The following is a 14,766-nucleotide window of genomic DNA, read 5'->3' on the forward strand; positions in this document are numbered from 1 at the left end:
GATTGTGCCAGGCTAGATCGACACCAGCGCGCGAACCCGCCCCAAATTAGCACTCACATTCGATTCGCCGCGGCAAGACGCGCTGGTGAGTTCACGAAACTCGCACGCCTTGAGCGCCAGCGCACCCAGGTCTGGGATGTGCGCCCAGCGAGAGACAATGCGCTCATCGACGGCCTCGTTGAGAAGGGCGTCGACAAGCGTGAGCGCCGCCGTGTACCCGCGCGGGCGCGGCTCGGCAGACGGGACGATGTCGGTCAACGCTGGCGGCAACGTGCCCGAAAACAGGCAGCAGGCGAAGAAGTCGAGGTGGGCCACAGACACCCGTCCAGTTGGAGCCGCCGCATCCCACACCGCGCGATCCGCCTCCGCCCACATGTCGGTGCGCTCGACTGTCGGGGCGTCCACGCCGGCCATCGCCTCGTCGAAGGCCAGCGCGGCGGCGACTGCCTCGTCGGCACGCGCTGCGATATCGCCCTCGATGAACTCGCTGGCCCGAAAGCCGCCGACGACGACTCGGCCATCGGTGGCGCGCACGGGCCGTGCCACGAGGACGCCCGGGGAGGTAAAGCGCTCTCGGACCTTCGCAGACCACGCGGAGGTGGCTGTCGCTGCTGACACCACGACGCGGTCGTAGCGCGCGCCGAAATCCCACGCCGCGCCCAGCTTAACGGGTGCGATCCCGTCGACCTGGAATGCGGATAACACGTGCCCCGGAATTGGCATACTGTCCCCCTCTTTACAGAACGGCCGGACGCGGGTACGGCCACGGGTTAGCTAGGCAGGTCTCGTTCGTGTCCGGGTACACCTCGTCGTGGTCAAGGCTGTGCAGCTCAGCGTTGTTCAGGCTCAGCGTCTGCTGCATCATCGTGGGCGCCAAGGCGCCGTTTTCTGGGCAGGGAACGTGCTCGGCGAAACCGAGGGCATGCCCGACCTCGTGGTTGACCAGGTACTGGCGGTAGCGTCCCAGATCGCCTTCGAAGGGGGCGGCGCCGCGCACCCAGCGGGCCTCGTTGATCACGACCGTGCTCACGCCGGTGGCCATGGTGCGGCAGCTCGTTTCCAGCCCGAGGTCGCCGCCGCAGTTGGCCTTCGTCGTGCCCGGGGAGGTGAGCTGGATCTTCAGGTCGGGGTTTTGGTCGGCGGCGACGTGCTCGAAGCCGAAGCGCGGGTCGTTGGTCCACCCGCGCGGGTCCGCGAGGGTGGCGTCGACAAGCGCCGCAAACGCGTCGTCGCCGCCGTACAGGCTGGTGTCGAGGCCGTTTTCCACCTCGACGATGTAGCGCAAGACCAGCTCTTCACCCCGGCCCGCCGCCGCGCCGGGCGCCCCGATCGTGCGGAACGTGCCCTCGCCGCGCTCGGTAAACGGCCCGCCGGGCGGCAGGTCCTCCAAGCCGACGCTGCCCTCTGGCAGCTTCGCGGGCTCGCGCGCGGGGCTGGCCTCGTGGTTGTGCGCGCTATCGCCCTGGCGCGAATCAGAGGTGTCCGCCACCGGCGAGGCCACCACCGCCTCCCCCGGGTTAGAAACCATGTTGACCAGCACGAAGACGGTCAGCACGGCGAGCACCGGGATGGCGTAAGCACGCCAGCCGTACTCGCGGGCGAAGCGGACGAAGAACGACGGCTCCTTCTCGCGAGTCTCGGGCCTGGGGTGGGGCTCGTGGCCGTGCCTATGTGTCATACGCCTCAATCTAACCCGGCGCTAGCGGGCGAAGCCAACGGCGCGCGCGTTGGAGTTACCTACCTCAACGTAGGCAATGCGCTCGGTGCGGACGAGGAACTTGCGTCCCTTGTCGTCCTCCAACGTCAGCGTTGGCTGGCCTTCCGCGATCGCCGTGCTCACGCGGGCGAGTACGTCCTCCTGCAGGTCGTTGCTGGAAACGGCGAGCTCGCGCTGGCTGTCGGAAAGTCCGATCCTGATATCCATGTGCCTAGATTCACTGTCCTTGTCTCAGATTGGTTTTCATTGGTTTTCTCAAGTGGACACCATTGTATAGAGGGCATTATCGCCAGCAGCATCCACTGCATCCGCCGACGAAAATGCACCAACGCTAAGATGAGCGTGTGCCAGACGCAAAAGATCCCGCAGAGAAACTCGCGCCGACGTTCGCTGAGCTCGGTGTCGCGGCGGAGATTGTCGACGCGTTAGGTGAGCTCGGGATCACGCATACGTTTTCCATCCAGGAGCTCGCGGCCCCCCTGGCGCTGGCGGGCAAGGACGTTATCGGGCAGGCGCGCACGGGCATGGGCAAAACCTACGCGTTCGGCGTTCCCCTGCTTGATCGGGTGTTCGACGATGCCGACGTCGCCGAACTCGACGGCACCCCCCGCGCGCTGATTATCGTGCCCACGCGCGAGCTGGCCGTCCAGGTCGGAGACGACCTGACCCGGGCGGCGAAGTACACCCCGGTGCGGATCACCACCGTCTACGGCGGCCGCCCCTACGAGGCGCAGATCGCCACTCTGAGCAGCGGCGTCGACGTCGTGGTGGGAACACCGGGGCGCCTGATCGACCTACTCAACCGCGGCAACCTGCAGCTCGATCGCGTGGCCGTGTTGGTTCTCGACGAGGCCGACGAGATGCTCGACCTCGGTTTCCTGCCGGACATTCAGAAGCTGTGGGCGGCGCTGCCGCAGCCGGTGCAGTCGATGCTGTTCTCGGCCACGATGCCCGGGGCGATTTTGACGCTCGCGCGCTCGTTGATGAACCGGCCTGTGCACATCCGCGCGGAGGCCGCGAACACCCCGAGCACGCACTCGACCACGCGCCAGGTGGTGTTTCGCTCGCACCGCATGGACAAGCTCGAGGTCACCGCGCGGATCCTGCAGGCCCGCGGCCGCGGCCGCACGATCGTGTTCACGCGGACCAAGCGCACCGCCGCCGAGGTGGCGCGCGATCTTGCCGAGCGCGGCTTCGACGTCGGTTCCGTCCACGGCGACCTGGGCCAGGGCGCTCGCGAGCAGGCGCTCGAGGCGTTTCGCAGCGGCGAGGTGAGCATCCTTGTGGCCACGGACGTCGCCGCGCGCGGCATCGACGTCGACGACGTCACCCACGTGATCAACTTCCAGACCCCGGATGACCCCATGACCTACGTCCACCGCATCGGCCGGACGGGCCGCGCGGGCCAGACCGGGATCGCGGTCACGCTCGTCGGCTTCGACGAGGGCCCGAAGTGGGCCGCCATCAACACCGAGCTGGGCCTAGAGATGCCCGAGCCGCCGGAGTGGTTTTCCACCTCGCCCGAGCTCTACCAGGGACTCGACATCCCCGACTCCGCGGGCGAGCGCGTCGGCCCGGCGGTCACCGTCCACGGCGACCCGACCCCGCGCCGCTCGCGCGAAAGGAAGCGCCGGTGAGTGCTCCGTATCGACGCACCCGTGGCGACCTGATCGCAACGGCGGTTATCGCCGTGGTCTCGCTGGTCCTCGTGGCCGCGGCCTTTCTCACCGCCCCCATCCGCGCCTCCCAGCTATCGCCTGCCGAGAAGCAGTACGAAAGCGCCGCTCGCTTATCGACGCCCCCGACAACGCTCCAGGAGTCCTTCCGCCTGCCCGACACCTCGCCGGGAGTCTCCCCGGTTATCGCGGAGGGCATGATCATTTCCTACGCCGACGGCACGCTCCGCGCGACGACGCCGCAGGGCGAGACGGCGTGGACGTATCAGCGCGACCTCGAGCTGTGCACACTTGACCAGGCCTGGGGAAAGGTGATCGCCACCTACCGCGGCAACGCGGGGTGCGGCGATGTCGTGGCGCTCGACGCGCTGGCCGGCACGTACTCGGCCACGCGCTCGTCGGTGGCGCCGGACGAGGTGGCCTCGCTGTCGTCAAACGATCGCGTGGGCTACGTCAGCTCTGAGCGCGTGGAGCTGTGGCGCTCGGACCTTGTCCGCACCGTGGAGTACGGCCGGGTCGAGGCTCCACAGGAGTCCGGGATGCAGCCGCACGCCTGCGGGATCACCTCGGCGCTGACCCGCAAAGAGCTGCTCGCGGTGACCGAGCGTTGCGACGACGGCACGTGGCTGCGCCTGCAAACCACCACGCCCGAGGATTCCCGCAAGCCGGAGATCGAGGCCAATGTCTCGATCGCCGAGTCGGCCTATCTGGTCGCGGTGTCACCGGAGGTTGCGGCGGTGTACAACCCCGGTTCCCGCGAGGTCCGCGCCTACAACACCGGTGGCGAGGAGGTGTCGGCGTCACCCGCCCCGGATTTCGGGCCCGCGCCCGACTCGGCGACACACGAAGCCGCCGACCTGCCCCACCACATGACCTACTTTGCCCCGAACACGCTCGGGTTGTTTGAGCCGGACAGCCTGCGTTTTAGCGGGGAGTTTGAAGGCGCGCTCGGGCCCGGTGTCGCGGCCGGCGACAGGCTGCTCTTCGCCACAGACCAGGGTGTGGCCGTGGCCAACTGGGACACCCGCGAGGTGGAGCGGGTGATCGCCGTGGATCGCGGCGGCTACACGGGCACGGTGGGGATTGCTGGCGCCGGGGGCGTGGTCGTCGAAAAGCGAGGCGGCGAGCTGGTGGTGTTTTCGGCGAACTAGCCGCGGGTGCGGGCGGCGTAGCGAGCTTCCCAGTAGTGGACCGCGGCGGGGTGGAACACACCGACGAGCGCGAGGAGCGCGGAGATCAAGGTGACGATGCCGAGCAGCACCGCTCCCCCGCTGAACATGTAGACGGCCACGCCGAGCAGGATGGCCTCGATGAGCACGATCGCGCCACGGCCAGAGGGCTGGCCCGCCAGGGTGCGGGCGGCGTGGAAGGCGACGAAGCCGAAGACGATGAGCAGGAACACCGCGGTGCCAATGCCCACGAAGTCCGTGGCGGCGGAGGCGGACTCCAAGCTTGACGCCGCCGTGCCGCGCACGTTGGTCACGATCAGCCAGATCGAGTAGCCGAACAGGACAAGGCACTGCGCGAGGACGACCGCCGCGCCGAACTTGACCACAGCTGGGACGCTGAGCGCGGCGAGCTCGGTTTCGTCAATGGGATTCCGTTTCTCAGTCACGGTTTTCAAGTCTATCCCCGCCGCAAACTCTCCGTAAACACCTCGTAAACGCTACTCCGGCGTCTACAGCACGGCTGCCAGCGATTTGACCCCGCACTAGGCCGCGTGCTCCCCCAAAAACACCTAAACATGCAGGCCACGGCGTTGAAGCACCGGCCAAATTTCGTGGGTATTGACCAATTCGACCCGATTTTGATGAATGGAAAAATATGATCTCCGTCACATTTTGTACTCTACCCCTAGCGGAGTTCGCTGGGACATGCCATTATTTCCGGGTAGCTCAAACGACAGGCTGGTTACACAGCCCTTAACCCCAAGCCACCACGGGGTTAACAGCAGGGAAATGGATGACGGATCCCGGATCCACCGGGGAGCTCCGCCCAACACCTGCGGTGTTGAAACGTACAGTGCACCCAGATCATCTGGGGGCACTTGTGGTGCGCACAAAATCTTAAAAACCGACTGAAACCACCGACTAAAGGAGTATTGACCATGGATTGGCGCCACGAAGCCGTTTGCCGCGACGAAGACCCCGAACTGTTCTTCCCCGTCGGAAACTCCGGCCCCGCACTCACCCAGATCGCGCAGGCGAAGCTCGTCTGCAACCGCTGCCCCGTTACCAGCCAGTGCCTGAAGTGGGCACTGGAGACCGGCCAGGACGCCGGCGTCTGGGGCGGCCTGTCCGAGGAGGAGCGCCGCGCGCTCAAGCGCCGTAACAAGCAGCGCGCCCGCAGCCGCGCACGCCTGACCGCCTAACCCCTTCTAAAACTGAGTGGCCCGATTTCTCCGCACGCCTAGGCGGGCGATAAAGTGGGGAAACGAGACACCATTTACCCCTTAAAGGAGGCACCATGAGCAAGCGTGGTCGTAAGCGGAAGGACCGCCGCAAGAAGAGCGCCAACCGCGGCAAGCGCCCCAACTCTTAAATAGAGCGCACGCGCAAACGCCCTCCCCGCCGGATTTCAGGCAGGGAGGGCGTTTCGCATCTCTCAAGCAGCCGGCGAAATTACCCGCGGTAGTGAATCTGGGTAATGGACACGGTCGTGAGCGAGGCGATGATGCGCTGGCGAAGGTGGTCCGGGGCGTGGGAGGCGCCGCAGCACTTCTGCACGATCGTGCGCGCGGCCAGCTCGTTTTCGTAGCGGCTGAAGCACTCGGGGCAGGACTGGATGAAGTCGCGGATCTCGGCGGCGCGCTCGACGCTAGTTTCGGAGTCGAGCAATTCGCACAACATTCGGTGCGCGTTCTCGCACTTCGGGCAATCAGTGCTCATCTACTTCTTCTCCTCCAGACCGATTCCTTGCTCGTTGGCCACATCCTTCAACAACACGCGTAGCTGTTTTCTTCCCCGATGCAGCCGCGACATCACGGTGCCGAGCGGAATGTCGAGGGCCTCGGCGATTTCCTTGTACGCCATATCCTCGACATCGGCCATGTAAACGACCATCCGGTAGTCCTCGTTGAGCTCGTCGAACGCCTCCGAGATCCGCCCGTTGGGCATGCCCTTGAGCGCGGCGACCTCGGCGGATTCCAGGCCCGTCGAGTCGTGCGAGCTCGTGGTGTAGAGCTGGTGGTCGGTCATGTCCTCGGTCGAGGTCTCAATCGGCCTGCGCTGCTTCTTGCGGTAGGTGTTGATGTAGGCGTTGGTCATGATCCGATACAGCCAGGCCTTCAAATTGGTGCCGGGCTTGAAGCTCTCGAAGGCGTTGAACGCCTTGAGGTAGGTCTCCTGCACCAAGTCTTCCGCGTCTTGGGGGTTGCGCGTCATCCGCAGGGCGCCGCCGTAGAGCTGGTCCAGAAGCGGCATCGCCTCCTCGGTGAAGCGCTTATGCACGTCAGTGTCGGCCATGGGGATCATTGTAGCTACCGGCCGCTGGCCTATTGTGGGGCACCATGGCGAAAAGAACCCGGGCCGTCGAGGCCGTGGCGGCGATTGACCACGAGATCTTGAGCTACGCGCCCAGCCACGATCATTTTGGGGAGCACTCCGTCGCCGAGCTGGGCCTCGACGCCGACGCAGTGTTGAAAACCCTCGTCGTCCAGCACGAGCGCGACCTGGCCTTGTGCCTAGTCCCCGTCTCGAAGCGCCTAAGCCTCAAGGCCGCCGCGCACGCCCTGGGGTGGAAAAACGCCGAACTCGCCGACCCCGGCCGCGCCCAGCGCGCCACCGGCTACATCATCGGCGGCATCTCGCCTTTGGGCACTTTAACGGCGCTGCGCACGCTTATCGACGCCCCCTGCGCTGCCCTGCCCACCGTCACCGTCTCCGGCGGCCAGCGCGGCCTGTCCATCTCCCTCGCCCCAAGCGACTTGGCGCGCCTCACCGGCGCGGAGTTTGTTCAGCTGGGCGTCTAGGGAGCGTCGATAAGCTCGGCGAAATCGTTGCGGACGTTGCCCACATCCTTGGATACCGGGCGATACGACAGGTCGCCGGCAACGCGCGAGGGGTGCACCAGCTCGAGCGCTTCCTCCGGCGTGCCGCGCACCCACTGCTCGATCTCGTCGCGGGCGAGAAACAGCGGCAGGCGGTTGTGCAGCCACGTCATGTCGTCGCCCACCGAGTCGGTGGTGACCATCGTGGTGGAAAGTATGTCGAGCCCCGTCTCCCACAGCGCGGCCGCGTACAGCATGCCCTCCGAGGGGGTGACGTAGTAGGGCTGCTTGTCCTTCCACTCGTAGTAGCCGTCGAGCACCATCAGGCCGCGCCGAGCCTTGAACGCCGAGCGAAACGCCGGCTTCTCGGCGACGGTCTCACCGCGGGCGTTAAACAGCGGCGGGCCGGAATCGTCCTTCTTCCAGCTCGGCAGAAGACCCCAGCGCGCCGAGTCGAGGGCGGCGACCTCGCCGTCGAAGCGGATCAGCGGCACCTGCTGGGTGGGCGCGACGTTGTAGCGCGGCGGCGGGGTGCCGTCTGGGGCGTCGACACGCGAGATGCCCGGCAGAGTCGCGACCTCCTCGATGAGGTCGGTGCCGCTGGTGAAGAGAACGAATCGTCCGCACATGCTCACCATTATCGCCCTAATCGCGCGCGTTGGCGCAATAATGGTGCTGCCACGCGGTTTGTCCTTATGATGGTTTGCATGACTGAACTGTGGCCAGCGCCGTTTTCGGCGACCCCGATCACCCATACCGTAAGCGTGCCGGGGTCAAAGTCGCTGACCAACCGCGCCTACGTGCTCTCCACGCTGGCCCAGGGGCCCTCAACGATTATCGGTGCGCTGCGCTCGCGCGACACGGACTTAATGGAGGCGGCGCTCGCCTCCATGGGCGTGCGTTTTCACACCGAGGGCGAGACAATCTCCGTGACCCCCGGCGACCTGCACGGCGCCGAGGTCGACTGCGGGCTCGCTGGCACCGTGATGCGCTTCGTGCCCGCGGTTGCCGCGTTTGCGTCCGGGCAGGTGCGTTTCGACGGCGACGATCGCGCCCGCCAGCGCCCCATCTCCACCATCCTCGACGCCCTGCGCGACCTCGGCGTCGACATCGAGGGCGACAGCCTGCCGTTTAGTGTTCACGGCACCTCCCACGCGCGCGGCGGCACCGTGGAGATCGACGCCTCCGGCTCCTCCCAGTTCGTCTCCGGGCTGCTCCTCGCCGCCGCGCGTTTCGACAAAGGCGTGACCATCACCCACACCGGCGGCACCCTGCCCTCGATGCCGCACATCGAGATGACGCTCGCCATGCTTGCCGACGCCGGCGTGACCGTCGAAACCTCCGGTCACACCTGGCGCGTTGCGCCGCAGCCGATCCGCGGGCGCACGTGGGTGGTCGAGCCGGACCTGTCGAACGCAACCCCGTTCATCGCCGCAGCGGCTGTCACCGGTGGTTCCGTGGCCGTGAAACACTGGCCGGTGTCCACCACGCAGCCGGGCGACGCGATCCGCACGATTGTGGAGCGCATGGGCGGCGAGACCGTGCTCGAGGCCGACGGCGCGGGTGGCCACACCCTGCGCGTGACGGGGCCGTCGCGAGGCATGCTGCGCGGCATCCGGCTGGACATGAGCGACCTCGGTGAGCTGACCCCCACCGTCGCCGCACTCGCAGCAGTAGCGACGACGCCGTCCGAGCTCACCGGCATCGCGCACCTGCGCGGGCACGAAACCGACAGGCTCAAGGCGTTGACGGACGAGATCAACAAGCTCGGCGGCGACTGCGAGGAGCTCACCGACGGCCTGCGCATCCGCCCAGCGCGCCTACATGGGGGCCAGTGGCTCTCTTACGACGACCACCGCATGGCCACCGCCGGGGCGATCATCGGCCTGACCACCGAGGGTGTTGAGGTCGAAAACATCGCCACCACCGCCAAGACCCTGCCCGGGTTCGAGACCATGTGGGCCGAGATGGTGGAGGCGTAAGTTTTCGTGGCGAGGCGGTTTTCCGACTACGACGAGTCAGACGTCCGCGTCCGCCCCGGCAAGGGCTCGCGGCCACGCTCCAAGGATCGACCCTCCCACGACGACGCAGTGGGCGGGATGGTGGTTACGAAAGACCGCGGCCGCTGGGGGGTCGTGCTCGACGACACCGGGGCGGTGGTCCAGTGCATGCGGGCGCGGGAGCTGAAGAAGGTCTCCGTCGAGGTGGGCGACTGCGTCGGCGTGGTGGGCGATACCAGCGGCGACAAGGACACCCTAGCGCGCATCGTCAAGCGCGAGGACCGCACCTCGGTGCTGCGCCGCACCGCGGACGACACCGACCCCTACGAGCGCATCATCGTGGCCAACGCGCAGCTGCTGCTGATTGTCAGCGCGGTGACCGATCCCCCGCCGCGCACCGGGTTTGTCGAGCGCGCGCTGATCGCCGCGTTCGTCGGGGGCGTCACCCCAATCGTGTGCCTGACCAAATCTGATCTGGCTGACCCGGCGATTTTCCGCGCGGAGCTCGAAGACCTCGACGTCGACGTGATGGAGGTCGGCATCGACGACGACATCAAGCAGCTCACCAAACGCATCACGGGTCGCCTCTCCGCGCTCATCGGCCACTCCGGCGTGGGCAAATCGACACTGGTCAACCGCATCGTTCCCGACGCCAACCGGGAAACCGGCGAGGTTTCCGGGGTGGGCAAGGGCCGCCACACCTCCACCCAGTCGGTAGCGCTCGAGCTGCCCGGCGGCGGCTGGATCATCGACACCCCCGGCATCCGCTCCTTCGGGCTGGCCCACGTCAGTCCCGACGAGATCGTCGGCGTGTTCCCCGAGCTCGCCGCGGCAGCGGAGGACTGCCCGCGCGGCTGCACGCACCTCGGCCCGCCCGCCGACCCGGAGTGCGCGTGGGACGAGCTCGATCACTCCTCCCCGGTGGGCAGGCGCGCGCTCGCTGTCCGACGCCTGCTGGAGGCGCTGCACTCGAACAACGAGTGGGAGCTAAAGCAGCTCGATGATAAACGGTAGCTCGCTGGGGTCGTAGAAGGCCATGTAGTTGTCTTGGGCGTCGCCCACCGCCAGCTCGGCGTCCTCGTCGCCGAGATCCGCGGCGTCGACGTTGTCAATCGCCTTCGCGGTGGCGGCCTCGGCCTCGGCGACGTCGATATGCAGCGCGGCGACGTCTTTGAGCTCAACGGGCCCCGCGATGCGGACCACGGACTCCCCCATCTCGGGTTCGCCGGTGGCCTCCACATCGGCGGAGACAACCACGCGGCGGTGCGGGAACTGCTCCTCGTCCCCAATCGTGAGCAAGCGTATTGACGCCAACGCAGCTTCGTCGAACGCAATCGCCTCAATCTCCTCCTGATCGCCCGAGGTGAAAAGCTCCGTCAGCTTTGGTGTCGCGGCGAAACCCCAGCCGTTGCGGGGGTGGAGAACGCCGTTGTCCTTGAGCGAGGCCAGCATAGAAAACGTCGCCGGGATGTAGACCCTCACTCGAACTCACCCTCAATGTCGAACAGGGACTGGATCTCCACAGCGGTGCGCTCGAAGGCGGTGTGCAGGATGCCGATCATGCCGTTTTCCACGGCGCCGCGCACGTTCATGATGTCGTCGTCGATCATCACGCAGTCGGCCAGCGGGGCGTCGACCGCGTCCGCGGCGGCCTGGAACGCGGCGCGCTCGGGCTTGCGCGCACCCACCTCGCCAGAGAGCACGACCGCATCGACTATCCCGCGGAACTCCCACTCGCGCACCTGGTCGGCCTGCTCCCCCTCGGCCTCGACGTTGGAGAGGATGGCGGTTTTAATGCCCGTGTCCTTCACGGACTCGATCAAGGTGCGCCACCGGCGCTGGTCCTCGGCATCGGTGTCGAGAACTCCGGCGTAGTCAATGATGAGTGCCTGCATCAGGATAGGAAACCTCTCTGTGAGCTTAGTTTTCGTGCTTACTTTATTGTGCGCTAGCGCCCTTGCGACGCTGCCTAATCGTGCCACAATCCTACCTACCCCGCTTTCCCACCGCGTAAGGAGCAAACGTGTTCTACCCAGTGCCAGGGCAGCAGTACATGCACGTTTTGGTGCCCAGGAGGTTGCCCTCGGCCAGGCCCCAAGACCGCGCCGAGCCCACGGCTAACGTCTCACCCCTGGTGCGCGGTGCCCTCGACGCGGCCTTTGGCAACCGCGACGCGGCGACTCTTAAATCGAAGCTGTACGCGCTCGGGGTGCGCAACCACGTCAAGGCTAAGCAAAGGGCTTTGGCGGTGCGCGGACCGGTGCGCATTGTCACGTGCCACGCACGCGAGGGCGGGGAGTTGTTTGGCACCGTCGACGTTGGCGGGCGGCGCTTCGGCTACGTCGCCCGCGTGCGCGACGCGCGCCTAGTGTCGTTCAAGGTGCTGTAGGTCGACACGCTACTTCCCGCGGCGCCGCCGGCGGTAAACGCTGAGCGCGTAAAGGACACACCCTATACCTCCCAGCAAGGTGAGGGTTTTTCCTTGGGAGTACAGCGGGTGGGAGAAGTCGCCGGTGACAATCTGCACTACGTTCAGCAGTATCCCCACGCACGTGACGGGGATCAGCAGAATGACTAGCGGGTTCTTCAACATGACTGCGACCATCGCACGATACGCGGGAAGCAGGAAGCCCGAAGTCCGAGCTCGGTACGACAGTAAAAACCTTTCGCGGGTGAATCGCCGAGGGTCAGCAGTGACAAGTTTTACATCAGGCCTCCACACCACCTGGGAAAATGACAAAAGTTGCAACGCTGGTGCAACTTTTGTCACTCACAACGGCCCACCTTCTAAGTCGTCGCGGTCTCAGCTCCCGGTTGCTGCTCGAACTGCTTGCGCATCATGAACAGCTGGCGCACGGTTTCCTCCTGGACGGCCTCCTCCATCGCGTGGAACATGTCGCCGCCCTCCTTCTGGTACTCCACCAGCGGGTCGCGCTGCGCCATCGCGCGCAGGCCGATGCCTTCCTTAAGGTAGTCCATCTCGTAGAGGTGCTCGCGCCACTTCGTGTCGATCACCGGCAGGATGACCATGCGCTCGACGTTGCGCATCTGCGCCTCCCCGCCAATCGCGGCGACGTTGGCCTCCAGCGCGTCGTACTGGGCCTGGGCGTCGGCGACGAGGGCTTCGCGTAGCTGGCCGGCGGTGAGCTCGCCGGGACGGCCGTACTCGGAGCCGTCGATAAGCTGCTGCGGCGTCACGGACGGGCCGTAGAGGGAGTCGAGCGCGTTGAACAGCTCATCGAGGTCCCAGTCCTCCACGTAGCCTTCCGCCGTCGCGCCGTCGACGTAGGCGCCGACGGTGTCGGTGATCATGCGGCGGATCTGGTCCTTGATGTCTTTCGCGCCGAGGATTTCCTGGCGCTCGCGGTAGACCACCTTGCGCTGCTCGTTGAGCACCTCGTCGTACTTGAGCACGTTCTTGCGCATCTCAAAGTTCTGGTTCTCCACCTGGCTCTGCGCGCCCTTGATCGCGTTGGAGACCATCTTCGCCTCGATCGGCACGTCATCGGGGACGTTGAGGCGGTTCATCATGTTCTCCATGGTCTGGCCGACGAAGCGGACCATCAACTCATCACGCATGGAGAGGTAAAAACGGGTCTCACCCGGATCGCCTTGGCGGCCCGAACGGCCGCGCAACTGGTTGTCGATGCGGCGCGACTCGTGGCGCTCCGTGCCGATAACGTACAGGCCGCCGGCCTCGCGGACCTCGTCGCCAAGCTGCATTGACCGCTCGCGCGCCTTCGGCAGCTGCTCGTTCCACGCCTCCTGGTAGCGCTCCTCGTCCTCGAAGGGGTCAAGACCCTGCTCCTGGAGCCGGGCGTCGAGCAGCACCTCCGGGTTGCCGCCGAGCACGATGTCGGTGCCGCGGCCGGCCATGTTCGTCGACACCGTCACCTTGCCGGGCAGCCCCGCCTCGGCGATGATTCGGCCCTCCTCCTCGTGGTGCTTCGCGTTGAGCACGTTGTGCTTGACACCCTTGCGGGTGAGAAGCTGAGACAGGTACTCGGAACGCTCGACCGAGGTCGTGCCCACTAGCACCGGCTGGCCGTTTTCGACATGCTCAGCAATATCATCCGCCACAGCGGCGAACTTCGCCTCCTGGGTTTTGTACACCAAATCGTCATGGTCAACGCGCTGGTTCGGCTTGTTCGGCGGAATTGCCACGACGTCGAGGCCGTAAATCTGGTGCAGCTCGGCGGCCTCCGTCTCCGCGGTACCCGTCATGCCGGCGAGCTTGTCGTAGAGGCGGAAGTAGTTCTGCAAGGTCACGGTCGCCAAAGTCTGGTTCTCGTTTTTGATCTCGACGTTTTCCTTGGCCTCAATGGCCTGGTGCATGCCCTCGTTGTAGCGTCGCCCCGCCAGCACGCGTCCGGTAAAGCCATCGACGATCAACACCTCACCCTTGCGGATGATGTAGTCCTTGTCGCGCTCGAAGAGCTCCTTGGCCTTAATCGCGTTGTTGAGGTACGACACCAGCTGGGAGTGCTCCGGGGCGTACAGGTTGTCGATGCCGAGCTGGTCCTCGACGTACTCCACACCCTCCTCGGTCACGCCGATGGTGCGCTTGCGCTTGTCCACCTCATAGTGAATGCCCTCGCGCATGCGCGGCGCGAGCTGCGCGAAGACGGTGAAGAATTGGCTCGAACCGTCGACGGGGCCCGAAATAATCAGCGGGGTGCGCGCCTCATCAATCAGGATCGAGTCGACCTCATCAACGATGGCGTAATTGTGTCCGCGCTGGACCATATCCGCCGTCGAGCGGGTCATGTTGTCGCGCAGGTAATCGAAACCGAGCTCGTTGTTCGTGCCGTACGTGATATCCGCCGCGTAGGCCTTCTTGCGCTCCGGCGGGCGCATCTCGGACAAGATCACGCCCACGTCGAGGCCCAGGAAGTGGTGCACGCGGCCCATCATCTCGGCATCGCGCTTAGCCAGGTAGTCGTTGACGGTAACGATGTGCACTCCCTTGCCCTCAAGGCCATTGAGGTACGCCGGAAGCACAGAAGTCAGGGTCTTGCCCTCACCGGTTTTCATCTCGGCGACGGACCCGAAGTGCAGCGCCGCGCCACCCATGACCTGGACTCGGTAGTGCTTCTGGCCCAGCACGCGCCACGAGGCCTCCCGGGCGGTGGCGAAGGCGTCGATAAGCAGCTCGTCCAAGCTGGTGCCGTCCGCGATGAGCCGCTTGAACTCGGCGGTTTTTGCCTTGAGCTCAGCGTCGCTCAGGCTCGCGTACTCGTCTTCGAGGGCGATGACCTCGTCGGCCATCTTGGCGAGGCGCTTAACGGTGCGACCCTCACCGGCTCGGAGAAGCTTTGAAAGTCCAAACACGTGCTAGGAGTCCTTCATGTTGGTGGAAATAAACTACTGCCAACCAGCCATAGT

At 65.7% G+C, this 14,766-nt stretch carries 18 protein-coding genes; 8 read left to right on the forward strand and 10 right to left on the reverse strand.

Going from position 1 to position 14,766, the window contains the following annotated elements:
* Positions 1 to 12 precede the first annotated feature (12 nt).
* Genes E3227_RS01395 through E3227_RS01405 form a run of 3 tightly spaced genes read right to left on the reverse strand, consistent with a single transcriptional unit; the run spans position 13 to position 1,924 of the window.
* Positions 13 to 705, reverse strand: a complete 693-nt coding sequence (locus E3227_RS01395; RefSeq protein WP_246062717.1) for a hypothetical protein — start codon at positions 703 to 705, stop codon at positions 13 to 15.
* Positions 706 to 736: 31 nt separating this feature from the next.
* Positions 737 to 1,678 (reverse strand): DUF3152 domain-containing protein, encoded by a 942-nt coding sequence (locus E3227_RS01400; protein WP_136652939.1) that lies wholly within the window; start codon positions 1,676 to 1,678, stop codon positions 737 to 739.
* Between the two features lie 21 nt (positions 1,679 to 1,699).
* On the reverse strand, positions 1,700 to 1,924 hold the full coding sequence (locus E3227_RS01405) for a DUF3107 domain-containing protein (protein ID WP_136652940.1): 225 nt from the start codon (positions 1,922 to 1,924) through the stop codon (positions 1,700 to 1,702).
* 137 nt (positions 1,925 to 2,061) lie between these two features.
* Between E3227_RS01405 and E3227_RS01410 the strand changes: the two genes are divergently transcribed.
* A complete protein-coding gene (locus E3227_RS01410) occupies positions 2,062 to 3,354 on the forward strand; it encodes a DEAD/DEAH box helicase (RefSeq protein ID WP_144317316.1) in 1,293 nt (430 codons plus the stop codon).
* Positions 3,351 to 4,544 carry an Rv3212 family protein gene (locus E3227_RS01415; protein ID WP_144317317.1) on the forward strand — a complete coding sequence of 398 codons (1,194 nt, stop codon included), beginning with the start codon at positions 3,351 to 3,353 and terminating at the stop codon, positions 4,542 to 4,544. The genes E3227_RS01410 and E3227_RS01415 overlap by 4 nt, the downstream gene beginning before the upstream one ends.
* Here E3227_RS01415 and E3227_RS01420 read toward each other — a convergent pair.
* Entirely contained in the window at positions 4,541 to 5,008 is a 468-nt protein-coding gene (locus tag E3227_RS01420; protein WP_144317318.1) for a hypothetical protein, read from the reverse strand. The two genes, E3227_RS01415 and E3227_RS01420, sit on opposite strands and share 4 nt — an antisense overlap.
* Before the next feature lie 492 nt (positions 5,009 to 5,500).
* On the opposite strand from E3227_RS01420, the gene E3227_RS01425 reads away from it, so the two are divergent.
* A complete protein-coding gene (locus tag E3227_RS01425; RefSeq protein ID WP_136652944.1) occupies positions 5,501 to 5,764 on the forward strand; it encodes a WhiB family transcriptional regulator in 264 nt (87 codons plus the stop codon).
* 95 nt (positions 5,765 to 5,859) lie between these two features.
* Entirely contained in the window at positions 5,860 to 5,934 is a 75-nt protein-coding gene (locus tag E3227_RS11900; protein ID WP_095066802.1) for a 50S ribosomal protein bL37, read from the forward strand.
* A gap of 80 nt (positions 5,935 to 6,014) precedes the next feature.
* Here the strand turns inward: E3227_RS11900 and rsrA are convergent, their stop codons facing one another.
* Together rsrA and E3227_RS01435 are read right to left on the reverse strand one after the other, a co-directional pair.
* A complete protein-coding gene (rsrA, locus tag E3227_RS01430; protein ID WP_144317319.1) occupies positions 6,015 to 6,281 on the reverse strand; it encodes a mycothiol system anti-sigma-R factor in 267 nt (88 codons plus the stop codon).
* A complete protein-coding gene (locus E3227_RS01435; RefSeq protein ID WP_144317320.1) occupies positions 6,282 to 6,866 on the reverse strand; it encodes a sigma-70 family RNA polymerase sigma factor in 585 nt (194 codons plus the stop codon).
* A 35-nt stretch (positions 6,867 to 6,901) separates the two neighbouring features.
* On the opposite strand from E3227_RS01435, the gene E3227_RS01440 reads away from it, so the two are divergent.
* A complete protein-coding gene (locus E3227_RS01440; RefSeq protein ID WP_144317321.1) occupies positions 6,902 to 7,363 on the forward strand; it encodes an aminoacyl-tRNA deacylase in 462 nt (153 codons plus the stop codon).
* On the opposite strand, the gene E3227_RS01445 is transcribed toward E3227_RS01440, so the two are convergent.
* Complete coding sequence (locus E3227_RS01445) at positions 7,360 to 8,010, reverse strand: SOS response-associated peptidase (RefSeq protein ID WP_144317322.1); 651 nt, start codon at positions 8,008 to 8,010, stop codon at positions 7,360 to 7,362. The two genes, E3227_RS01440 and E3227_RS01445, sit on opposite strands and share 4 nt — an antisense overlap.
* Positions 8,011 to 8,079: 69 nt before the next feature.
* Between E3227_RS01445 and aroA the strand changes: the two genes are divergently transcribed.
* Both aroA and rsgA read left to right on the forward strand, forming a co-directional pair.
* A complete protein-coding gene (gene aroA / locus E3227_RS01450) occupies positions 8,080 to 9,363 on the forward strand; it encodes a 3-phosphoshikimate 1-carboxyvinyltransferase (protein ID WP_246062848.1) in 1,284 nt (427 codons plus the stop codon).
* A 6-nt stretch (positions 9,364 to 9,369) separates the two neighbouring features.
* Positions 9,370 to 10,395, forward strand: coding sequence for a ribosome small subunit-dependent GTPase A (rsgA, locus tag E3227_RS01455; RefSeq protein ID WP_144317324.1), 1,026 nt, complete (start codon positions 9,370 to 9,372; stop codon positions 10,393 to 10,395).
* On the opposite strand, the gene E3227_RS01460 is transcribed toward rsgA, so the two are convergent.
* Positions 10,369 to 10,863, reverse strand: a complete 495-nt coding sequence (locus E3227_RS01460; protein WP_136652951.1) for a DUF6912 family protein — start codon at positions 10,861 to 10,863, stop codon at positions 10,369 to 10,371. The two genes, rsgA and E3227_RS01460, sit on opposite strands and share 27 nt — an antisense overlap.
* A complete protein-coding gene (locus E3227_RS01465; RefSeq protein WP_144317325.1) occupies positions 10,860 to 11,276 on the reverse strand; it encodes an HAD-IA family hydrolase in 417 nt (138 codons plus the stop codon). The genes E3227_RS01460 and E3227_RS01465 overlap by 4 nt, the downstream gene beginning before the upstream one ends.
* Before the next feature lie 128 nt (positions 11,277 to 11,404).
* Between E3227_RS01465 and E3227_RS01470 the strand changes: the two genes are divergently transcribed.
* The gene (locus E3227_RS01470; protein ID WP_136652953.1) at positions 11,405 to 11,770 is read left to right on the forward strand and encodes a hypothetical protein; all 366 of its coding nucleotides are present in this window, start codon (positions 11,405 to 11,407) and stop codon (positions 11,768 to 11,770) included.
* A 398-nt stretch (positions 11,771 to 12,168) separates the two neighbouring features.
* Here E3227_RS01470 and secA read toward each other — a convergent pair whose 3' ends face one another.
* Complete coding sequence (secA, locus tag E3227_RS01475) at positions 12,169 to 14,712, reverse strand: preprotein translocase subunit SecA (protein WP_136652954.1); 2,544 nt, start codon at positions 14,710 to 14,712, stop codon at positions 12,169 to 12,171.
* Positions 14,713 to 14,766: the final 54 nt, after the last annotated feature.

Source organism: Corynebacterium sanguinis, assembly GCF_007641235.1.
Lineage (GTDB): Bacteria > Actinomycetota > Actinomycetes > Mycobacteriales > Mycobacteriaceae > Corynebacterium > Corynebacterium sanguinis.